The organism is Algoriphagus sp. NF, assembly GCF_028823735.1.
In the GTDB taxonomy this organism is placed as follows: domain Bacteria; phylum Bacteroidota; class Bacteroidia; order Cytophagales; family Cyclobacteriaceae; genus Algoriphagus; species Algoriphagus marincola.
Window position 1 is genome coordinate 40094 of record NZ_JAPEIB010000011.1, and the last position, 22581, is coordinate 62674.

Sequence of the window (22581 nt, forward strand, 5' to 3'; positions counted from 1 at the left end):
CCAATTTTGGCTTGCAAGTTACGCAAATTTAGTGAGGAGCTTTCCACTTGGATGGTCAGAATCGTGATTCCAGGAAAGCTCTTCAAATTCAAAAGCTATATTCCGGACGAATGAAATTCCATCGTAATCCCAACTGAATGACTTGGGAATTATCAGGGGCATCAAGGTCTTGTGCTGTTCGTCTTCGGAATACATGTGTGGCATCCACAAAGAGATTGTGCTTGATCATGTAACTTGCTACTAAATTCGTTTGGATTACTTTATTCTCGATTCCTTGTCCAGTCACATTTCCAAAAAGACCTGTCGGACTTCCTTCCAGCCTGTTTTTTAATACATCACCTCCCCAGTTGGTCTCGGGGTCAGGATCGCTTCCATAAAGTTGATAATTGCCTAGCAATGTCATTTGAAGTTTCGGGATAGGCTGGTATCGAAGGATACCCAGGAATTCTTTGAAATTGGCGCCTAGGGGGTGAGTCAGTGGAGTCCGCCAGTTGGAGTAGGATTGGTAGTCAAATTTTTCTTGAAAAGTGTAAGGTCTAGCCGTATTGAATTCCAATTGAACATCGAGATTGGATAGCCCCAGGACGTTGATGTACTTATATCCTGCCTGTACTCCGTATTTATTTCTTTTTGAGCCTTTTCCGTCTATTCCGAAGAATTCATTGAATACAAACTCATCCAGTGCAAATTGCCCATAGAGTTGCATTCCGGGGCGAAAATTCCATTTGACATCCATTCCGAGCATCACTTTGTCGGGTGTCCCGAGCTGCTGCTCCACCCAGCGGAAAAATACCACAGGGTTGAAATAATTGAAATTGACCTTATCTGTCATGACAGACTCAAAGAAACCAAGATTCAGTTTTTTGCCGATATCGACTCCCAATCGATGCATAGAGAAATACTTCTGGGGATAGCGTCCGTCGGTAGGTCTTCCCCTGTCAAAAATCACATCCGCGGTCATCTGAGTCCAGAGATTAGTAAGCTGAAACCTTCCAAATCGTGTGTTGATTTTGACAAACATGTAGGGATTTGAAAAATCTGAAAGCAGAAAAGATCGGTACCCTTCGCCAATGAAATTGCGATCATGCCCAACCTGCGCTTGAATACTTTTAGTCAAATGAAAGTTGACATGTCCTCTAGCGGAGAAAAAGCTGTATCCGCTCGAATTATATTCTTTCCAAAAACCCTCACCGGGTACTGCTCCTCGGTACTCGGCATAGTCTTTTACCCAACTTGGGAAAAACAATTCGGTAGTCGTGAGGTAGGTGAAAAAGCTCACTTTTTTATCAATCGCTCCCCGAACTACAAATCCACGGCTGAGTTGAGCCGGGCGATCCTCGTAGTCATTTTCCATGCCTCCGGCCAAATAAATAACGGGACTGAGATGAATATCAAAGTCCTCCGAGTAGGAATGGGCAAAGTCTCCAGGTCGTCGGTAAAGCTTTTTGAGAAAAGGTTTCTTGGAATCAGGAGTTTCTTGATTTACAAATTCCCAATTATCCTGGGCGAGATAGGAGAGGTTGAATCGATCCGAAGCAGTTTGGATGACCGGGTCCTTAGCGAGGCTGTCTAAAAATAGGGCCAGTTTATCCCTGCGTATGGGTTTATAGCCTGTCTGGAAAAAGGGATTGTTGTACCCTTGGAGGATTTCGTATCGCTCAAATCGGTGATAGTAGTCCCGCTCAAAAGGGATGTAACTTCCTTGTGCCAAGCTTTCCAAAGCGAAAGCACTAAAGAAAAGGACGATAATTAGAGTTGATATAGATTTATCCCAAGAAAAGAGCTGCTTCATGTAGGGCTGAAATTTAAATAGCAAGCCCTTTATGGGCTGTTTAAATCGAAAAATAGTAGTTTTGTATTCTACTCAGTTGCCGTAAGGGCAATTTCTGTTAAAAAAAGTCTGATGGTCAGATTATTTTTAGCAAAGATTTTGTCTCTTTTTACAAAAAGGGTAACTTTGTGCCTCATTTGAGCAAGCGCCGACAAAAACACTGAAAATATGAAAAAAGATATTCATCCAAACTACAGACCAGTAGTCTTTTATGACACTTCTTCTGAGTTTAAATTCTTAACCCAGTCTACTATCGAAACCAGCGAGACAATCGTTTGGGAAGATGGTAATGAATATCCCCTATACAAAATAGAGGTAAGTTCTCAGTCGCACCCTTTCTACACCGGAAAGAAGATGCTTTTGGATACTGCTGGTCGAGTAGAGAAATTCAACAGAAGATACGCGAAAAAGTAAGGTCGTATTTATCACAAAATTCAAAAAGTCTTCCAGAGCAAAGTTTCTGGGAGACTTTTTTATTTTTGCCTCATGGAAAATATCCTTTTGTTTGATGACCCTTCGATTCGTGGGGCATTACTACCTTTCACTTTTACCCGTCCCATCGCTGATATCAGAGTAGGTATTTTGAAAATATCCGAAAAATGGGAGAAGTTCTCAGGTTTTACCCCTTCTTTTTTGACCCAAGACTATCTGCAGGACCTTTTTCCTCGTCAATCTGGTGCTCACTTAGCTGTAAACGGAGCACTTATTCCCACTCCGGAATTATGGGAGGAATTAGGTAAGTTAGGTGATGGACAGGCGTTGTATTTTGGAAAAACACTAGTGGCTAGCTATATCGGTGAGACTGAAAAGAATTTGAGCCACATCTCAAAAAAGCAAGCTGTACAGCTCAATTTTGAACCTGTGATGATTCAAAAAAGCTGGGAGATTTTCCAGTTCAATGGCAGAGAAATACGACGGGATTTTGAGCTATTGACCAAGGACAGAAGAAGTCAAGTCATCACAGACCCTCACACCAAAGTCTATTCTCCTGAAAATATTTTCATCGAAGAAGGTGCTGTCATTCGGGCATCTATTTTGAATGCTGAGGGAGGGCCGATCTACATCGGAAAGAATACAGAAATCCAAGAAGGTTCTTTGATTCGTGGACCATTTGCCCTTTGTGAAGGCTCTACGGTGAATATGGGTGCAAAACTCCGGGGAGATACCACAATAGGTCCCCATTCCAAGGTAGGAGGTGAGGTTTCAAATTCGGTGATTTTTGGCTATTCCAATAAAGGCCATGAGGGCTTTTTAGGAAATTCGGTCATCGGTGAATGGTGTAACCTAGGAGCGGATACGAATACAAGCAACTTGAAAAACAACTATGCTCCTGTCAAACTTTGGGATTATATCCGAGGTGGCTTTACCAATACTGGTTTGCAGTTTTGTGGCTTGATGATGGGAGACCATTCCAAATGTGGGATCAATACCATGTTTAATACAGGAACTGTTGTAGGGGTAGGTGCCAATATTTTTGGAGATGGTTTTCCAAGAAATTTCATCCCTTCATTTGCCTGGGGTGGGGCAGCAGGTTTTTCTACCTTCCAGTTTCCAAAATTTCTCCAAACTGCCCAAGCCGTCATGCAGCGCAGAAAGGTTGAGCTAGGGGAAAAAGACCAAGAAATGCTTCAGAAAGTTTTTGATTTCAGCAAGAACTATAGAATTTGGGAAAAATAATATAATACCTCATTTGCATGCAGTTTGCTCAAATTCCCGGACTAGAAGATACCAAAACCAGGCTTGTACAGGCGGTTAAAAATAACCATCTGGCGCATGCCTTGCTTTTTCATGGGCCGGAAGGTTCGGCATCACTGACTATGCCATTGGCTCTTGCCACTTACCTGTACTGTGAGAATCCAACAGAAACCGATTCCTGTGGCACTTGCTCCAACTGTCAGCGAATGGCCCGATTGGTTCTTCCTGACTTTAATTTCGTTTTCCCTCGAGTAGCGCTGACCAAAGAGGAGCAGAAAAGAGCAGATCAGATCAATGCTCAACTCTTAGCCAATTTTCGTGAGTTTGCTTCCAAAACGCCCTATGCAAATATTCACGACTTTATTCAGCTGAATAAATTTGAAAAGAAAAAGCTCAATATCTCAGTAGCCGCTGCAAGGGAAGTCATCCAGTCTCTTTCACTCTCTTCCTTTGAGGGCAGCTACAAAATTATGATGATTTGGGCTGTGGAGCATCTCAATACAGAAGCTTCCAATGCATTATTGAAGATTTTGGAGGAACCGCAACCCGGGACGTTTTTTATGCTAATCACTTCCCAGCCGGATCAGTTGTTGACGACTATTTTATCTCGAACCCAAAAAATTAACATTCGCTCTTTCACCGATCAGGAGATACAGGATTATTTGATCGCCTCGCAAGGTTGTAGCGAAGAAGTGGCACGTCAAGTAGCGATGATAGCTGATGGCAATATTCGTACGGCTGTGCGAATGGTCGATCAGGTCGAAGATAAGCAGGTGATTTGGATCCGGGACTGGTTTAGGCTTTGCATGACACGCAAGTTTGCCGCTTTATTTCAGCGAGCTGATGAATTCAGTAAATCCAACCTTGACTATCAAATGTCCTTGTTACAAACAGGCCTGAATGTCGTGCGGGAGATTTTGCTTCAAAATGCCAAAGCCGAAAAGCTTTTGCGTACCCAAGGTGAGGACCGGGATTTTATCCAAAAGATCAGTGCGTCTGTAATTGATGCCGACTCTGCAGCTCTTTTGTATGAGAAATTTAATACAGCCATCTATCACTTAAATAGAAATGGAAATGCGAAGTTGATATTTACCGATCTTTCTTTGCAGGTCCTTCTCTTAATGTATCGCAATGTCAAAGCAGCCTAAAACCATCATCGGAAGAAAAGAGCGCATCAGCTTACCTGGATTGGGACTAGACTCTGTCTGGGCCAAAGTTGATACAGGGGCTTACACCAGTGCGCTACATGCTGAGCATATCCGATTGGAGGAGCAAGAAGGAAAAGTGGTACTCGTATTTCAGGTTTTGATGCCCGGACATAAAAAATTCACAGGAGAGGAAGTCGTTTTTGAAAACTTCAGAGAAAAGAAAGTTAAAAATTCATTCGGGCAGGCAGAAATCCGATATTTGATTGAGACCGAGTTGGAGCTAGGAGGAAAGAAGTTTCAGGCTGAGTTTACCCTGACTGATCGGTCCAAAATGAAAAACGCCATCTTGCTCGGGCGTAAAATTTTAAAAGGGAGATTTTTGGTAGATGTAGACTCCATCAATCTTTCCAAAAACAAAAATTCAAAGAATTCATGAAGATCGCCATACTATCCCGAAACAGTAACTTGTATTCTACGCGCAGACTTGTGGAGGCTGTCAAAGCTGCAGGCCATGAGGCGGTCGTAGTCGATCATAGTATTTGTGATCTGATCATCGAGCAGGAAGGCCCTTCGATCATTTTTAAAGGCCAAAGTCTTACTGATATTGATGCTATAATTCCCAGAATTGGCGCGTCTGTTACTTTTTATGGTACGGCTGTGGTTCGTCAGTTTGAGCTGATGGGAGCATTTTCGGCAAATAATTCCCAGGCAATTGTCCGAAGTAGAGATAAGTTGCGTAGCCTTCAGATTCTTTCTAGAGCAGGTTTGGGTATGCCTAAGACGGCATTCACTAATTTTTCCAAAGGTGGAGAAAAGCAAATCATTGAGCATGTAGGCGGAGCCCCTTTGATCATCAAACTATTAGAAGGCACTCAAGGGCTCGGTGTAGTCTTGGCAGAGACCAAAAAGGCCGGGCAGTCTGTCATCGAGGCTTTTCATGGGCTTAGGGCTAGAATTATTGTTCAGGAATTTATCAAAGAAGCTAAAGGAGCTGACATCAGAGCTTTCGTAGTCAATGGCAAAGTCGTCGGGGCAATGAAGCGACAAGGAGCTGAGGGTGAGTTTCGCTCCAATTTACATCGTGGAGGGAAAGCTACCGTGATCAAACTTTCCCGAGCTGAACGAGCAGCGGCTTTGGGGGCTGCTAAAGCGCTAGGACTTGACGTAGCGGGTGTGGACATGCTTCAGTCTGACCGGGGTCCCTTGATTTTGGAAGTGAATAGTTCTCCCGGACTAGAAGGTATCGAAAAGGCTACAGGTGTAGATGTCGCCGGGGCAATTATCAAATTTATAGAAGAAGGAGTACAGAAAAATTCTCCAAAACGTAGTGCAGATCAATGACGAAAATAAAAATAGGGACGAGAGGGAGCAAACTGGCGCTTTGGCAGGCATACCATGTTCAGGATTTATTGGAGCAAGGTGGGTTAGAAGCCGAGATTGTCATCATCGATACCAAAGGAGATCAGATACTGGATGTCTCCATTTCAAAAATTGGAAGCAAGGGGGTTTTTACCCAAGAGCTTGAAGATCAACTACAAGATGGGCGAATAGATATTGCAGTTCATTCTGCAAAGGATATGCAATCTTCCCTTCCGGAAGGTTTCGAAATCATCGCATTTACCGAGCGAGAGCTTCCCCACGATGTGATTCTTTCTCACAAAAAATCCATTTATCTGGACGATTCGTCCAAGCCTCTTCTTTTGGGTACATCATCTACTAGACGTGTGGCCACCTTGAAGCATTTTTATCCCCATGTCAAAACAGTAGAAGTTCGAGGCAACCTCCAAACCCGCATCCGAAAGATGGAAGAGGGTTTGTGTGATGCCCTGCTTTTAGCCTATGCCGGGGTTCATCGGATGGGGTATGATGAGATGATTGCTGAGAATTTGTCACTGGACAAATTCATTCCGGCGGTGGGGCAGGGCTCTGTCGCCATCGAAGCATCCACCAATCTTGATCCATTTCTAAAGGAAAAAATAATCGCCACTTGTGATCATCCCCAGACATCCCAAAAGTTGAGGGCGGAAAGAGCTTATTTGAGAGTTTTAGAAGGTGGGTGTAGCATTCCTGTTTTTGCTTTGGCTGGACATAAAGATGACGACTTGACACTCAAAGGCGGAATTGTCAGTTTGGATGGGCAAAAAAGAATTTTCTTCGAAGTAGAGGGGCCAGTTACTGATCCAGAGGGCCTAGGAGAAAAGCTCGCAGCGAAAGTATTTGCAGCAGGAGGAAAAGAAATTTTAGAAGATATAAAATCCAATTTAAATCAATGAGTATAAAATCATTTCTTGGTATTGCGCTGGCTGTATTCGCAATGCTTGGCTGCGCAGGTCAGAAGGAACAAGTCATCCGAATAGATACTAGGCATGGTGAAATCGTGGCTGTGCTATTTGATGATACTCCGGTTCACAAGTCGAATTTCCTTGATTTGGCTGAATCAGGTCGCTTTGATTCCACTGAGTTTCACCGAGTGATTCCTGATTTTATGGTACAGGGTGGGGATGTTTTTAGCAAGGAAGAAATGCCGGCTGAGGAGTGGCCGGCATTGCCGGCTGAGATATTGCCTCATCATTTTCACAAAAAAGGAATGATCGCCGCTGCCAGACAAGGGAACAATATCAATCCTGAACGTAGATCTAGTGGTTCACAGTTTTACATTGTCCTTGGCGAGGAATACACGGAATTAGAGCTTACGACTGATATGCCTAAGCTTCAGGCAGCATTTATGCAGTATGTGCAACTTCAAAGTCAGGATTCCCTACGCGTGCTATACAATCAGCTATATGAGCAGGAGGAATTTGATTCACTTACACAGGTGATTTTATCAAAGCGGGACGAGATAGAACAGTCGCTGAATATGAAATTGACCAAGGATATGTCAGCAGAGCAAATTCAAGCCTATACCACCGTGGGAGGAACGCCACATTTGGATGGGGAGTATACGGTATTCGGTGAGGTGATTTCAGGAATCGATGTCGCCGAGAAGATTGCTCAAGAGCCGAGAGCTTCTCGAGATAGGCCTGTGAATCCTGTATATATGACCGTCAAAGTCGAATCCATGTCCCGATCTCAAATCGAGCGGGAGTTTGGTTATGTGTATCAAAATGAAAAATAAAAAGCGGATATTTTTAACGGGAGCAAATGGTCTTCTGGGGCAGAAGCTGATAGACTTGCTGGATAATCATCAAGACTATGAGCTCATTGCTTCTGGACGAGGAGCATCCCGTCTTGGGGATAAAGCAGTGAAGTATGTCTCCTGTAATCTGGAAGACAAGGAGACTGTCACCAAAACCATTGAAGAAATTCGGCCTGACATCATTATTCATGGTGCTGCCATGACTCATGTCGATATTTGTGAGCAAAACCAGGAGGCCTGCTATAGCGCTAATGTTTTGGCGACAAAATATCTTATTGATGCTTCCCAGTCCTTTAGCCCGCATTTTATTTTCGTATCGACAGATTTTATTTTCTCCGGAGAGAAAGAATTATTGACAGAAGAGGAGGACGCAGCTCCGGTCAATTATTATGGTCAGACAAAGCTGGAGGCAGAGGAGCTCGTAAAAAAATCGGGCCTTAAATGGGCAATAGCACGAACAGTCTTAGTTTTTGGAATCTCACCCGGTTTGAGTAGAAGTAATATTGTGCTGTGGGTGAAGGAAAGTCTGGAGCAAGGAAAGACCATTCAGGTAGTCAATGACCAGTTCCGTACTCCTACTTTGGCAGAAGATCTAGCAATGGGCTGTTTCTTGATTGCTCAAAAGGGTGCCAAAGGGGTATTTAATATTTCTGGTCCAGATTTATTGACTCCCTATCAAATGGCCTTAGAAGTAGCAGACTATTTTGATTTGGATCAAAGCTTGATTCAGGAAACGGATAGCACGAAGTTTACCCAGCCAGCCAAACGCCCCTTAAAAACAGGTTTTGTAATCAAAAAAGCCCAAAAAGAGCTTGGATACGAGCCGAAAACTTTCCGAGCGGCAATTGGTATTTTGGCAAAACAAATTATCTTAGCCCGCTCTTAAAAAGCGTTATTTCCCAAAAATTTAACATTCGCATCATCTATGGCAGTAAGTGCAAACCCCGAATCGAGGGGACAATTTGGTTCTAGCTTAGGGTTTATCATGGCAGCAGCAGGGTCGGCAGTCGGCCTTGGGAATATTTGGAGATTCCCTTATTTGACAGGTGAAAATGGAGGTGGAGCCTTTGTTTTTGTTTATCTCATCTGCGTGCTCTTCATTGGTTTACCCCTTCTATTTAATGAGATCGCACTAGGTAGAAAATCGGGTAAAAACCCCATTGGAGCGATTCGTGATACGGGAGGAAATAAATTCTGGCAATTAGCAGGCGTACTTTGTGTGATGGTCTGCTTTTTTGTTTTTAGCTACTATTCAGTGATTGCAGGCTGGACAGTTGGATATATCGTTACAGAGATAATCAATATTCCGGTGAATTTTGAAGAGTTTGTTCAGACTCCTCTTTACGTTATCCCGCTGACATTCTTGTTCATCCTCATTACAATTTTGATTGTATTGGGTGGTATTTCTGGTGGTATCGAGAAGGCAGCTAAGTTTCTAATGCCTATCCTCTTTATCATTATCATTTTCATCGCCGGACGCTCTGTCACTCTGGAAGGTGCAGAAGCAGGTATTCAATACTACTTAAATCCTGATTTCTCTAAAATCAACGGTACTGTAGTATTACAAGCTTTGGGACAAGCTTTCTTTTCCATGTCTGTTGGTTGGGGTTTGATGATCACTTTCGGTTCTTATTTACCAAAAGACTCCAACATTATCCAGTCCTCTGGTTGGATTGCTGGAATGGATACCATGGTGGCCCTTTTGGGAGGTTTGATGGTGTTTCCCGCATTGTTTGCCCTTCTTCCAGGAAAAGATCCAGCAGCAGGACCAGCACTTGTATTCGACGTTTTACCAAGGGTATTTGATGCCATGCCGGGCGGAAGCATCATTGGTGCACTATTCTTTTTATTGCTAATGGTTGCAGCTTTGACCTCTACAATCTCGATGCTAGAGGTTCCTGTTTCTTACTTGATTGATGATAGAAAGTGGAATCGTACCAAAGCTACTTGGACTGTAGGTATTGCAGCGATGTTGATGTCTGTACCTTCTGCACTTTCCTCAATTAAGGGTAATTTCTTTGCTGAGATTCGATTCAACTTCTTGAGCAATCCGATAGAAGGATTCTTTGGAGCAATGGACTTTATCTTCGGTACATTCGCAGTAATTGTAATTTGTTTGATGCTTTCTCTTTACACCGGATGGGCGCAGAAAATTGGAAAGTTTGCTGACGAATTAGCTTTGGGTTCTCCAGGTTTTAAGGGAATCTATCGTATAGGCTGGGTTTTCTTTATCAAATGGGTTTGTCCAATTGTAATTATTCTATTGATTTTGAACATGGTAGGATTGTTTGGAGCACCTCAGGCTGCTTAATAATCTTATTAAATCATACGATTGAAAAGCTGTCTTTCACAAGGCAGCTTTTTTTATTTTTTAAAAAAATCAAGCTGGAGTAAAAGTTTGGAACGATTATTTCATAATATTGAATGATCATTTCAAATATAAAAAAATGCGGGTCCTTCTTGTCGATGATGATTTGATGCATCTTTTAATCTTAAAGCGAATTTTTGAAACTTCGCAGGATATCGTCGTGACCGCGCATAACGGTAAAGAGGCCCTTGAGATTTTGAGTGAGAATTCGGATTTCCATGTAATCCTTACAGATATCCAAATGCCGGAGATGGATGGGGTAGAACTTTTGGCAAAAGTAAAGGAAAACGGTCGAACGAATAAGATACCTGTAGTAGGCTTTACCTCAGGAGATGTGGGTTACTACCGAAAAATATCTTCTATACCATTTGATTCTCTTGTGCCAAAACCCTTAAACTTTTCAGACCTTCATCATATTGCGAAGGAAAAAGCACTTCATGACTTAAATTGATTTTTTGGCAATGGAATTGTACGGTTGATTAAGTCTTTTCGTTTGATCATTAAACCTCAATACCACTATGAAAAAGCTATTTGTCATTATTTTATTGGCAGGTCTTAGTCTTCCTGCCTTCAGTCAAAACTCAGGATTCGGGATTAAAGCTGGACTCAGTAGTTCAAAGGTGGATTTTGAATCTCAGCAATTCATTCCAGATGGATCTACTACCGGGTATCATTTAGGGATTTTTGCAAGACTTGGAGGAGCTGGTTTTTACGTACAGCCTGAATTACTCTTTACCCAAACAAGCGGCGAATTTAAGCTCAATCTTCAAGGGAATAATAGCACTGAAAGCTACCGGGCAGATTTTAACCGCATCGACTTACCTGTTATGCTGGGAGTTAAAATGTTCAAATTAATCCGGCTACAAGCAGGACCGATTGCTTCATTCAATGTGAATTCCAATTTGGAAAATGCGGCCGGAACGGTAAATGATGTCAACTTTAAAGAGGCTAGTATAGGATATCAAGCTGGTGCCGGGGTGGATATAGGCAATCTTTTTATAGACGTAAAATATGAAGGCGGTTTGAGTAGTGTAACCCAACAGGTTGCTGGTTTCGAGACTGACAACCGACTGAATCAGTGGATTCTTTCTGTTGGATTCAAAATCTTCTAAAATCCTATTTCAATCCAAAAAAATTTACCGGTAAGTATGAATCTCACCGGGCTACTTTATTTAAAGTCTAATTCACTGCATCACTTTTTGATCAGGTTGGGCTAGTTTTTGGATTTCTTCCAGCTCAACGATGTACACGCTTCGGCCATGCGTACCGATGACAAGATCATTTTCCCGCTCCTGAATGACCATGTCATAGATGGCTACGTTTGGAAGTTCGCCTTGGAAAAGATTCCAGTTGTTTCCTCCATCCATGCTGACATACAATCCGTGATCTGTTCCTAAATAAAGGATATTCGGGTTAGTGTGATCTTCCACGATGATATTGGTAGACTCTTCAGGAAGGTTTCCTTTGATGGAAGTCCAGTTCTTGCCATAATCTGTGCTTTTGAAAACATAGGTTTTGAATTCATCATAGCGATAGCCATTCAAAGTGGTATAAACCAAACCCTCCTGATGCTTCGATGGGGCAATTGAACTTACCCAGCGATCCTGAGGCAGGCCGTCATTGAGGGATGCCCAGATACCGCCATTATTTCTGGTAATCCATACATTTCCATCATCAGAGCCCGCGTACAAGGTCCCAAATTCAAAAGGTGATTCTTCTACAACGGTCAAAGTAGCAAATGGAACATTTCCGCTTTTTTGATTTTTGGTCAAGTCAGGAGATATAGTAGTCCAGGTGCTGCCCTGATCCAGGCTTTGGTACACATACTGGGAGCCCATGTAAATGATGTCTTGATTATGGTGGCTCAAACGAGCCGGTGTTCGCCAGTTCCAGCGATTGGGTTCATTGCCGATATCATGACCCGGAGTGATTCGCTTTCTGTCACCAGTCGATTTGTCAATCCGGAAGTAATTTCCAAACTGGAACCCAGTATAGACAATGTCATTGTCTCTCGTATCTACAGCCACGACCATTCCATCACCCCCCATTAAGGATTCCCAGCGATCGGATGGGTCATTTTTAGAGCTACCAAACCATACCCCATTGTCCTGCATCCCGCCATAGACATTGTACGGGGAAGCATTGTCTGTCATGATGGAATAAAATTGCGAAATAGGCATTTGGGTATTCAGATGATCCCAAATGGCTCCACCGCCATAGCTTCTGTAGAGTCCACCATCATTCCCAAGAAGAATATGCTTTGCATCTTGTGGATTGATCCACATGGACTGATGATCGGAGTGTGGGCGACCCACAGAATCAGTTCGGGTGAAGTTTTTACCTCCATCCCTTGAGACCAACAGCGGTACTCCCAAGACGAATACTTCATCTTCATTTTCGGTACCAACTCGGACTTCCCCAAAGTAGTACCCATAGGTATTGTAAAGTCTGCTTAGATCAGATTCTGATACTTTTTTCCAGGATTTACCAGCATCCTCGGAGCGAAAGACCTCAGCTCCGATGATGGGTGCTGAAAATAAAGCTTCATTGGCATCATTTGCATTTCCATTGTAGTTAGCGATTTGCGCTGTTGTGATTTTTCCGGTTCGAAGCTGTCGCTTGATTTCACTGGCTGTGTATTTGGAAGCAAATTGATTTCTTCGAAGGAATGAATTTAAGCGAGCATCTTCTAGGCCCATAGCATCTTCTATAGACAAGCCTTGAAAGTCTTCAAACTTCAAAGGGTTCTCTTCTTGATTTCTCCGCCTTCTTGGCTCCTCTTGTTCTTTGTCTGAAGGGCCTTGGTTGTCATGCAAAGCATAGACTACATCAGGATTACTCTGTGCAAAATCAAAACCAATTCTGCCTACAAATTCGTTTTGGGGGAAACCATCCACTGCTTTTTTCCAGGTTTTACCTCCATCTTCTGAGCGCCAGATAGCCGAGCCTTCTCCGTTACCAATGAAATCATGTGCTTGCCTAATACGCTCCCAGGAAGCTGCTAGCAGGATGTCGGGATTATTCGGATGTACTTTGATGTCGATAATACCCGTATTGTCGTCGATATACAATACTTTTTTCCATGACTCTCCTCCGTCAGTAGTCATGTAAAGTCCTCTCTCCTTGTTTGGGGAGTAAAGTCCTCCCATAGAACCTACCCAAACGATATCAGGATTGGTCGGATGAATCTGGATCTGACCGATGTGCTGTGAGTGGGGTAGGCCCATGAATTGCCAGGTTTTTCCGGCATCAGTGGATTTGTAGACTCCTGCACCAGCATAGGTGGATCGGCTGGAATTGTTTTCTCCGGTGCCTACCCAAAGGACATTATTATCCGATGAGGAAAGTGCCATATCTCCAATTCCCAGCGCTCCCTGATGGTCGAAGATCGGAGTGAAGGACTGGCCATTGTCTTCCGTCTTCCATACGCCTCCAGATGCTGCGGCGATATAAAAGGTGTTGGGATTTTGGGCTACTTCGATGTCTACGATTCGGCCAGACATATTCGTGGGGCCTATATTTCGAGCTTTGAAATCTTTGAGTGGAGTGGAAGCATAGAGTTGTCTGTGCTTTTCGACCGCCTCTACTAGTTCTTTTTCCGTGGTGGGTTTGATTTGCTGAGCGGAAGCTGTGCCCATGAAGAGCATCCCTGCAGCAGCTAAAATCAGGTAGGTAGATGATTTTTTCATGTGGATTTTTTAGATCAGGATGGAATATAAGCATAAGCGGGCAAAACCGAATCAGCTTTGCCCGCAAATGGAAATGGGAATAGATAAGTGGTTTTTATTGACTGACTAGTCTGGTTTTATAGATTACCGAATAATCATTTTCGGCTTCTGAAAAATTGAGCGAGAACCAGATTTCATCTTTGGAGATGAATTTATTGAGGTTACCCAGGATTTCTGGTTTCTCGATAACAGGACTGAGTTGGGAGCCGTCGAACAGGGCGAAGCCACCGCCGTTGTATTTCTCTGCATCTTCAAACATTTTGTTGAAATCTGTCCCTGCCGCTGAAGTGACTTCATTTGCTTCCTCATCGGTAAGGCCTGTCAGATATTGGATTAAAAAATCACCATCCCCTGTAGGGAATAAAGAGAGGTTTGTTCCAAGAAAAAAGTCCCTCATATTGAAGCCTCCATTTATCGGTTTATCATCCACCTTTCGTTCAATAAATTCTGGATATGGAATGGACTTGACGCTGGCTGGCTTTTCTAGATCGGATAGATGATAGGAAAATAGTTTTGGTTCATTGCGAAAAAACAAGAACAAGGAGTCTCCTTCGATTTTGAAGGTGGTGTAAAAATCCAAACTGCCAAACTCCTGGGTCTCGCTACTGTATTTGGACTCTTTTGGAAAAGGTGTTACAGATTCAAACTCTCCTGAATTTAGGTTCAAAACCTCCAGTCTTTTGGAATTTTTCTGAAAATCCAGACCTTGCTGGCCCAAGTCGCTATATCTTCCTGGTAGATAAATGTAAATTTTTTGACCTGAAGCATCATGCACCTGATTAAATGGGATAACTAGACTTGACATCCCTGTAAAATCAGGTTTGAATACCTTCTTGAGCTTTCCCGAGATTTCATAGGTTGCGATGCCTTGGCTTCCCGGAATCAAGATGGTTTGATTATCCAAAAACTTGCCCAAACCGGTGCGGTTGCCAGGAATGGCTTCTGGATCATCACCGTTTCGGTAGTATTTGTGCTTTATTTCCCCTTGAGGATCGATGACAAAAAGAGTATCCGTATTTTGATCGATCATCAGATAATTTTGTCCATCTGGACTGATGTCCATTAGCAGTAAATTTCCCAAATAATCCACCACCAGCGAATCGTAGATTTCGAATTTTAAATTTTGCTCGCTTAAAGATGTTTCAGGCTTTTCGCTTTTGGATTCACCGCAGGCAGTCAAAAATCCCAAGAGGATTGAAAAAAGAATGATATTTACTCTCATTTGTGTTCTAATTAATAATTTAAAAGGTAAGAGTTTTTAATTAGGAGAAAACTGTTCAAACAAAAAACTTAATCAATCCAATTTGTACTTAAAAATTCTTACAAAATCTTCTTCCACTTCTTCAGAGGCGGATTTTTGGAACCAAAGTACATTTCCTGCCGCCAAGAAACCTCCCGTATCCACTCCTTGAGGTAAGTCTATCCGGTCCAGCAGCTGGAGTGTTTCCAGATCAAAAACCAAAAAGCCCTTGGGTACGTCCTCTTCCAACTTATCAAACAGTAACCCCGCTTCCTCTTGATTTCCGGATTGCCAAAGCTCTCCAGCTTCTTTTACTTTCTCGGGGTCCATTCCTGCATAATAATGAAGGATCAATTTATCACCTACTCGATGAATATTCCGGACAGAAGGAGTGCTTCCGTCGACTGTAATACTTCCTTCCGAAAATTCATTTCGCTCTCGTACTGGTAGTTCCCTAAACTCAGGAATGGTTAAGTTGATCGCGGTATCCAGATTGACACTTTCCCCGCTCATATCATAAATTCTCAATATTGACTCCCCTCCCAAACTTATATACAATTTACCTTCTATCCATTCGAAAGAGGGGGTATAGTCACTCTCGATGTAACCTTTCCCGTTTTTAAAAATACTACCTGTTTCAAAAGGGATGATTTCGGTGGATTCACCTGAAGCTACATTGATCCACTCCAAAGCTCTGAAACGATCATAAAAAGCTTGTTCTCCCGGGTAGGTGTCTCTGGGCCGAACGGATTTTGATAAAATGAATTCTTGGTTTTGATGAGTAAAGGTTTCGATGGATTTACCGACTTGAGGCATAAATGCTGCTCCTCCTACTGCCTCAGGATGTTTGATTTCTTTGGTCAAATTACCTTCCAAGTCGTAAATGAAAATTCCTCTCATTCCGTTTACCACAACTTGGTCATTTCCTAAAAATCCCGGTAACTCCATCATGAAGCCGTAAGCGTCCGGTGTGTCTTCAGTTTTTGAAAATTTTCCCAGAAGTTTTCCGCTTTGATCCAGCGAAATGATTTCGCTAGCAGCATAGTCATAGATTAAAATCCGACTACCATCCTGACTTACATCGGCCAAAATGGGGTCTCCCAGAAGTTTGTAGTCTACTGAGTCCACTTTTTCGATTGAGAGGGAATCCATTTCTTCAAGTCCCTCTGCTGTTTGATTACTTTCTCCGCAGGAAAAAAGAAAAAAAGCAGTAATCATCACTGCAGGAAGGGAGTATCCATTGTTTTTCATCAAAGGAGTTGGTTAAGTTTAATTTTAAAAATAAAAAAATCCACGAAGTTATCGTGGATTTTATAGTTGATTAACCAATAATATTTCCTTCATCGTCCCATTCGACGACTTTGCCCCGATCCTCGGGTTTCAGATAAAATGCCGTGTATTTTTCGGGATTGGAAAGTCCATGTTTATCCAAGACCTGCTGCGGAATTCCGTCCCAGACATTTGGCGTGTTTCCTTTGTATCCCATGTACTTCCAGCCTGCCTCTGTGGTAAAATAGCCTGTGCAGGTTAGATTTCGAAGTAAATTGAACCACCTGACTCCACCTTCATATGCTGGGTCGGCGTTGTCAGGCCAAGCTACCAATTCGACGATTTCAATCACTTGATCTTTGGAAAGCTCATTGAAAGGCTTGCCGAATTTCTCGTCAGCTTCAAAGTCCAGCCACATCAAACCACCTCTCATGGGAGTCTGATAGCCGGGCTGGTCTAGCATCATAAAATCCATGAAGTCAGTCACTTTCAATTCAGTAGCTGCCGGAGATTCGGAATCTGCCGGCATAATGATATCTACCAGTGTATCCAGTTTTTTGCGCTCCTCTTCTGTGAAAAAGGAGTCAGCTAAAAGTTTGGCGTCTCTTGCCTTTTCCTCAGCGGTTCGACCTCCCGGAGTGCCGCCTTCGAAAATCTGTCCGCTTACAGCTTGCTCCTCTGTTTCACAACCGGTCATAAACAAGCCCGCTCCCAGAGAGCCTGTGAAAAGCAATTTGAGGTTTTCTCTTCTGTTCATGGCTTAGATATTTTTTTGTTTCAACTGATCGACTATGTAATCGGAAGTTCTCCAAGAAAGGGCAAGAATGGTCCAGGTTGGGTTTTTGTCTGCTTGTGAGACAAATGGTCCTGCATCCACTACGAACAGATTGTCGCAGTCATGGGCTTGGCAATTGGAGTTGACCACGGACGATTTAGCATCATTTCCCATTCGGGTTGTGCCGACCTCGTGAATGATTCGTCCAGGTGCCGCTAGTCCATACTTGCTTTCAGGTCCGGGTTTTGAACCCAGCAATATTGCCCCAGCATTGGTCAGGATTTCCTCAAAGGTATCCTGCATATGTTTCGCCTGCTTGATTTCCTGATCAGACCAAGTATAATTAAAACGAAGTACAGGAATTCCATATTTGTCGACTACATTCGGATCGATCTCACAGTAGTTGTCGTAGCGAGGAATACTTTCTCCTCTGCCTGACATACCTAATGTGGACCCGTAAATTCTTCGAATGTCCTTTTTCAATCCTTCTCCATAGCCTCCGTTAGGACTTGGGTTGCCAAATTCATCTTTGATGTATTTTCGCATGCTATCCATACTCATACCGGTACCGTAGGCAGGTTGCCCCATACCACCCCAGTATTCAATGTGGTAGCCTCTTGCAAAGTCCAACTTCTTATTATCTAACCACCAAGGGGTGTACATGTGCATGCCACCAACACCGTCTTCATTGTATCGCTCTCGGTCAATCAAGTCAGGCATGATTCCCATTCGGTCAGCTCCTGTAGAATCATGTAAATATCTTCCAAGAACGCCTGAGTCCCCGCCGATTCCATTCGGGTGAGACTTCGATTTGGAGTTCATCATGATCCGTGCTGATTCACAAGCAGAAGCACCAAGGACGACTACCCGAGATCGGAGTTTATACTCTTTCATATCCACTTTGGATACAAAAGAAACGCCGGTTGCTTTGCCTTGATCATCGGTCGTAACTTTACGTACCATTGAAAAAGTGTAAAGGTCAACCTTTCCTTTTTTCATGGCAGGATGTACGAGGCAAGTTCCTGCAGAAAAGTCTGCATAGGCTTGACAGGCTCGATTACATTGGTTGCAGAAAAAGCAAACTCCCCGCTCATTATTGATCGGTCGGGTGAGCATAGAAAGGCGTGATGGAATCATCGGGATTCCGGCACGATCTGCTCCTTTCTTTATAAATAGTTCATGAAGTCTGGGTTTTGGTGGAGGAAGGAAAAAGCCATCAGGCTCGTTGTAAATACCTTCTTTGGTACCAAAAACTCCGATCAACTTATCGACACGGTCATAGTAGGGCTTTAGCTCATCATAGCCGATAGGCCAGTCATCACCCATGCCGTCTATGCTTGCTCTTTTGAAATCATTCGGACCAAATCGAAGAGAAATTCTTCCCCAGTGATTTGTTCGGCCTCCGACCATACGAGATCTGAACCAGTCGAATTGAGTGCCGTTTTTTCTAGTGTAAGGTTCACCTTCGATATCCCATCCGCCGATAGCTGCATCAAAATCTCCAAAGGGGCGAATTCTTGTACCTGCACCTCTTCTTGGCGATTCCCATGGTGGTCTGAGTTGAGTCCGGTCTTCATCCTTAGCCGGATCAAAGTCGCCACCTGCCTCTACAACGGCTACCGAAAGCCCAGCTTCGGAAAGGACCTTGGAAGCCATCCCGCCTCCGGCACCGGAGCCTACTATAATCACATCATAGGTATCCGGAGTCTCTTTGATTTGAAAGCTCATTTTTTAAAAATTTTAATGAAGTCGAAAATATAACACGATTTTTTTAAATTAGGGAATCTTTTTAATTCATCTTAAACTTTTATTTGTTTTCGAAAATGTGACTAGCTAGGAAGAGGTTTAGACTTTCTTTGATGGTAGCTATAGGTTGGTTCTGTTTGCAAAGGAGAGAAAACCAATATTAAAAAGATATATTTGATCTATTGTATAGAGCAATTACTAACTTTTTATATTTGAAAACCCACCTTTATATCACAGTTCTATATCTATTTGATTTTGAATTAACATTAATTTGAGTGCTTCATCCGCTATCATCAAAGGCTTTCCTTTCATAAGCTTGTTTTTTTATTTGATTTAGGGGGGAATCAATTCCTTTGATTAATTCTAGTTTTCACCAAAGAGAGTTAAATCCAAAAATTAACTGTTTTTCAAATTCTTCACTTCAAAAAAAATTTTTGTGTTTCCACCAATTAATAGAATATTTGATTAAGGTTTTTCTATAGATCAAAAAGAATCAGATGAGTAAAATAATAATTAATTTTTGTCCTACCGGCATGGTTCCGACCAAGGATATGACACCACATGTGCCTATTTCACCCTCAGAAATCATCGAGCAGACACACGAGGCTTATGAGGTTGGAATTACTATAGCTCATCTCCATGCTAGGGAAAAAGATGGAATCCCTACCTACAAATCAAGTATTTATCAAGAGATTTTTGAAGGAGTGCGAAAGCACTGTCCAGATTTGGTTATTTGTGGAAGCAGTTCGGGGAGAAATTTTCCGGAGTTCGAAAAGCGTTCTGAATTGTTGGAACTACAGCCTGACATGTGTTCACTTACCTTATCTTCTTTAAACTTTTTGAAGCAAGCTTCAGTAAATTCACCTGATATCATAATTGGTCTAGCCAATAAAATGAAAGAAAATGGGGTCATTCCTGAATTAGAGTGCTTTGACCTTGGGATGATCAATTTTGGAAAGTATTTAATTCAAAAGGAAATTATTGAAGGCCCTTATTATTGGAATTTACTTTTTGGAAATATCGCTGGATTCCAGGCTAAATTAAGCCATGTGGCAACGGCCCTACAAGAGATACCAAGTGATCATTATGTGTCTTTAGCTGGATTGGGTAAATATCAGCTTTCAATTAATTCCATGGCTATTTCTCAGGGATTAGGTGTCAGAGTTGGGTTAGAAGATAATATTTGGTGGAATCGAGCCAAAGATCAAAAAGCTACTAATATTCAGTTGGTAAAACGAGTTCATGAGCTCATAAAACTCAATCAAAAAACTTTTATGGAGCCAAAAGAATTTGGGAGATTGGGTTTTTACAATACCCTAAAGCAAGTTGAATTTTAATTTTTGATGGAATATCTAGGTGAGTCTAAACCAGTTAATTCTATCGAACCTTTAGTATCGGTTTGTGTCCCCACTTTTCAGCATGAAAATTTCATTGAGGAGTGTCTAGCTAGTATCCTAAGTCAGAAAACGGACTTTCCATTTGAGGTTTTGATAGGCGAAGACGAAAGCCCGGACCTTACTCGAGAAATATGCAAAAAAATTGCCCTCGAAAATCAAGATAAGATTAGGTTATTTTTAAGAAAAGACTCAAAAAAAATCAAACTATTTGGAAGAAAGGCTGGTAGAGGAAATCAATTGGGATTGTATGGGTCCGCAAGAGGGAAATATGTTGCATTTTGTGATGGAGATGATTTATGGTTAGATCCACTGAAGCTACAAAAGCAAGTAGATGCATTAGAATCTTATCCTGAAGCTTACATGTGCATTACCAATTATAGCATAGGCAATAATGAAGGGGAAATAAAAATCCCTCAGGGAAATAAGATTTTTACAAAAAAAGAGCATAAGAAAATGTCTTATTTTGGACATGTTTCTTGTTGGTTGGTCAGAAATAGAATGAATTTACTTTTAAAGAATAGAATCATTGAAAAACCATTACCCTTGGATGCCATTTTGTTTGCTTTTTATAAGCAAATGGGAGATATTTTTTACCTCGCCGATATTACTAGTGTGTATCGTTACAATCCCAACGGGCTATATCTTAGTCAAACCAATAAGAATAAGCATTTAGATAATATTTCTAATGCTTGGTACAAATTCAGATATATCGATAAGGATTTCACACATTTCTTCCGTTCCTTTTCTTATGAGTTGAAAAGATATTTTGCTCATTTGATAAATTAATCTCCTAATGATGATTTCAAAAGAAGAAAAATTTAAGCTGATACTATTGGGGCATAGTGAAGCAGGTGTTGGTTTAATGACAGATCTTGTAAACGAAAGCTTTGGAATTTCTCAGTTTGATGTGGTGAAAAATGTCGATTTGCCGGATTGCCAATTTGTCCCATCCTTATATGATATCCATTACTTTTCTGATAGAGAGTATGATTTCGAGGCAAATAAGCCTTTTATGGTCCAGTTTGGCGTTCAGCGATCCCATATACGGTTTATTTTATTTCAACACTTCAGTGAATTAGGAGGAATCTCCAAAGAAGATTATCTATCGGTAAGGCATAGACTAAGTTACGTTGCTCCGAGTGCTAGCTATCAGGGAGGTGTTTTGATTGAACCGATGGCGGTTGTTTCTTCATTTTCTCGGCTGGGTTTCGGTGTTTCTGTAAAGCGTTCTGCATCAGTAGGGCATCATGCTTCCTTGGGGGATTTTGTAAGTATCAATCCAGCTGCAGTTTTATCTGGATATGTGGAAGTGGGTGAGGGAAGTGAGATTGGCTCGGGGGCAGTTATTTCTAATAACATCAAAATCGGCAAACGATCGCTGATTGGGGCTGGTAGCGTCGTGACAAAAGACATTCCTGACGGAGTGATTGCTTACGGAAATCCCTGCAAGGTGGTAAAAGAGAATTCCATTTGGAAAGATGTTTAGTCTATTTTCAGAATCTTAGTTATTCGTAACCAAGTCTCTGATATAAGGCCAAACCGTTTCAAAGACTATCTGATGCCCCTCCTCAGTAGGATGAATTCCGTCTGGTAGGTTCAAATCTGGATTTCCTGCGACCCCTTCAAGTAGAAAGGGAATAAGGGTCACGTTCTTTTCAGCGGCCACTTCTGGGTAAATGGATTTGAATTCATCGGTATATTCCTGACCCATATTCGGTGGGATTTGCATTCCTGCCAAAATGATATGAGTCTCAGGATACTTTTTTCTAACCTCGTCGATAATTTTTTCCAAATTACTGCGTGTTTCGCTAAGTTGGATACCTCTCAGACCATCATTACCTCCGAGCTCCAGCACAAAAATGTAAGGCTCTTCTTCCAAAAACCAATCCAACCGGCTAAAGCCACCTGCAGTGGTCTCCCCGCTTAGTCCTCCATTGATGACCCTGTACTCTTCATATCCCAAGCTATCCAAACGCTTTTGAGTAAGACCAGCGAAAGAATCTTCCTTATCAATCCCGTACCCAGCAGTCAAACTGTTACCAAAAAAAAGGATTGTCTTCTTGGATTCTTTTTCCACAGCTTCATTCTCTACGCTGTCAAGCTCTGGAGTTTTCGAAGTTTTATTTTCGCTACAAGATGAAATTAGGGTCATCGAAAATAAAATCAACAATAGAAGGTATGAAGAAGAGTATTGGAGCTTTTTCATGATTTCAAAAGAGCTTTCTGTGGTTAAATGTTCTGATAAGTA

At 42.1% G+C, this 22581-nt stretch carries 21 protein-coding genes; 14 read left to right on the forward strand and 7 right to left on the reverse strand.

What is annotated here, in order from left to right; translation table 11 throughout:
* Nucleotides 1-88: 88 nt before the first annotated feature.
* Nucleotides 89-1792 (reverse strand): hypothetical protein, encoded by a 1704-nt coding sequence (locus OU792_RS07070; protein WP_274669837.1) that lies wholly within the window; start codon nt 1790-1792, stop codon nt 89-91.
* Nucleotides 1793-1999: 207 nt separating this feature from the next.
* Here OU792_RS07070 and OU792_RS07075 point away from each other — a divergent pair, with 207 nt between their 5' ends.
* The 11 genes from OU792_RS07075 (at nt 2000) to OU792_RS07125 (ending at nt 11290) form a co-directional block, all read left to right on the forward strand.
* Nucleotides 2000-2245 (forward strand): type B 50S ribosomal protein L31, encoded by a 246-nt coding sequence (locus tag OU792_RS07075; protein WP_024283367.1) that lies wholly within the window; start codon nt 2000-2002, stop codon nt 2243-2245.
* Nucleotides 2246-2317: 72 nt separating this feature from the next.
* A complete protein-coding gene (locus OU792_RS07080; protein WP_274669838.1) occupies nt 2318-3508 on the forward strand; it encodes a GlmU family protein in 1191 nt (396 codons plus the stop codon).
* 17 nt (nt 3509-3525) lie between these two features.
* A complete protein-coding gene (locus tag OU792_RS07085; protein ID WP_274669839.1) occupies nt 3526-4674 on the forward strand; it encodes a DNA polymerase III subunit in 1149 nt (382 codons plus the stop codon).
* Nucleotides 4658-5110: an ATP-dependent zinc protease family protein gene (locus OU792_RS07090; protein ID WP_274669840.1), complete on the forward strand. Its 453-nt coding sequence runs from the start codon at nt 4658-4660 to the stop codon at nt 5108-5110. Before OU792_RS07085 ends, OU792_RS07090 begins: the two co-directional genes overlap by 17 nt.
* Nucleotides 5107-6015, forward strand: a complete 909-nt coding sequence (rimK, locus tag OU792_RS07095) for a 30S ribosomal protein S6--L-glutamate ligase (RefSeq protein ID WP_026946901.1) — start codon at nt 5107-5109, stop codon at nt 6013-6015. The genes OU792_RS07090 and rimK overlap by 4 nt, the downstream gene beginning before the upstream one ends.
* Entirely contained in the window at nt 6012-6947 is a 936-nt protein-coding gene (gene hemC / locus OU792_RS07100; protein ID WP_222585009.1) for a hydroxymethylbilane synthase, read from the forward strand. Before rimK ends, hemC begins: the two co-directional genes overlap by 4 nt.
* Nucleotides 6944-7789 carry a peptidylprolyl isomerase gene (locus tag OU792_RS07105; RefSeq protein WP_274669841.1) on the forward strand — a complete coding sequence of 282 codons (846 nt, stop codon included), beginning with the start codon at nt 6944-6946 and terminating at the stop codon, nt 7787-7789. Before hemC ends, OU792_RS07105 begins: the two co-directional genes overlap by 4 nt.
* Complete coding sequence (locus OU792_RS07110; protein WP_222585008.1) at nt 7779-8696, forward strand: SDR family oxidoreductase; 918 nt, start codon at nt 7779-7781, stop codon at nt 8694-8696. The genes OU792_RS07105 and OU792_RS07110 overlap by 11 nt, the downstream gene beginning before the upstream one ends.
* 39 nt (nt 8697-8735) lie before the next feature.
* Nucleotides 8736-10121 carry a sodium-dependent transporter gene (locus tag OU792_RS07115; RefSeq protein WP_026946905.1) on the forward strand — a complete coding sequence of 462 codons (1386 nt, stop codon included), beginning with the start codon at nt 8736-8738 and terminating at the stop codon, nt 10119-10121.
* Nucleotides 10122-10257: 136 nt separating this feature from the next.
* On the forward strand, nt 10258-10629 hold the full coding sequence (locus tag OU792_RS07120) for a response regulator (RefSeq protein ID WP_026946906.1): 372 nt from the start codon (nt 10258-10260) through the stop codon (nt 10627-10629).
* Nucleotides 10630-10696: 67 nt separating this feature from the next.
* The gene (locus tag OU792_RS07125) at nt 10697-11290 is read left to right on the forward strand and encodes a porin family protein (protein WP_134202850.1); all 594 of its coding nucleotides are present in this window, start codon (nt 10697-10699) and stop codon (nt 11288-11290) included.
* A gap of 72 nt (nt 11291-11362) precedes the next feature.
* Here OU792_RS07125 and OU792_RS07130 read toward each other — a convergent pair whose 3' ends face one another.
* The 5 genes from OU792_RS07130 to OU792_RS07150 form a co-directional block, all read right to left on the reverse strand.
* Nucleotides 11363-13867 (reverse strand): VPS10 domain-containing protein, encoded by a 2505-nt coding sequence (locus OU792_RS07130; protein WP_274669842.1) that lies wholly within the window; start codon nt 13865-13867, stop codon nt 11363-11365.
* A 94-nt stretch (nt 13868-13961) separates the two neighbouring features.
* On the reverse strand, nt 13962-15128 hold the full coding sequence (locus tag OU792_RS07135) for a hypothetical protein (RefSeq protein ID WP_274669843.1): 1167 nt from the start codon (nt 15126-15128) through the stop codon (nt 13962-13964).
* A 72-nt stretch (nt 15129-15200) separates the two neighbouring features.
* Nucleotides 15201-16397, reverse strand: coding sequence for a hypothetical protein (locus tag OU792_RS07140; RefSeq protein ID WP_274669844.1), 1197 nt, complete (start codon nt 16395-16397; stop codon nt 15201-15203).
* Between the two features lie 70 nt (nt 16398-16467).
* Nucleotides 16468-17172, reverse strand: a complete 705-nt coding sequence (locus OU792_RS07145) for a gluconate 2-dehydrogenase subunit 3 family protein (RefSeq protein ID WP_274669845.1) — start codon at nt 17170-17172, stop codon at nt 16468-16470.
* Nucleotides 17173-17175: 3 nt separating this feature from the next.
* Nucleotides 17176-18918: a GMC family oxidoreductase gene (locus OU792_RS07150; RefSeq protein ID WP_026946911.1), complete on the reverse strand. Its 1743-nt coding sequence runs from the start codon at nt 18916-18918 to the stop codon at nt 17176-17178.
* 515 nt (nt 18919-19433) lie between these two features.
* On the opposite strand from OU792_RS07150, the gene OU792_RS07155 reads away from it, so the two are divergent.
* The 3 genes from OU792_RS07155 to OU792_RS07165 are packed head-to-tail and all read left to right on the forward strand — an operon-like array spanning nt 19434 to nt 21819.
* Entirely contained in the window at nt 19434-20273 is an 840-nt protein-coding gene (locus OU792_RS07155) for a 3-keto-5-aminohexanoate cleavage protein (protein ID WP_134202856.1), read from the forward strand.
* Between the two features lie 6 nt (nt 20274-20279).
* Entirely contained in the window at nt 20280-21119 is an 840-nt protein-coding gene (locus OU792_RS07160) for a glycosyltransferase family 2 protein (RefSeq protein WP_274669846.1), read from the forward strand.
* Between the two features lie 7 nt (nt 21120-21126).
* Nucleotides 21127-21819 carry a hypothetical protein gene (locus OU792_RS07165; RefSeq protein ID WP_274669847.1) on the forward strand — a complete coding sequence of 231 codons (693 nt, stop codon included), beginning with the start codon at nt 21127-21129 and terminating at the stop codon, nt 21817-21819.
* A gap of 15 nt (nt 21820-21834) precedes the next feature.
* Here OU792_RS07165 and OU792_RS07170 read toward each other — a convergent pair whose 3' ends face one another.
* The gene (locus tag OU792_RS07170) at nt 21835-22539 is read right to left on the reverse strand and encodes an arylesterase (protein ID WP_274669848.1); all 705 of its coding nucleotides are present in this window, start codon (nt 22537-22539) and stop codon (nt 21835-21837) included.
* Nucleotides 22540-22581 lie beyond the last annotated feature (42 nt).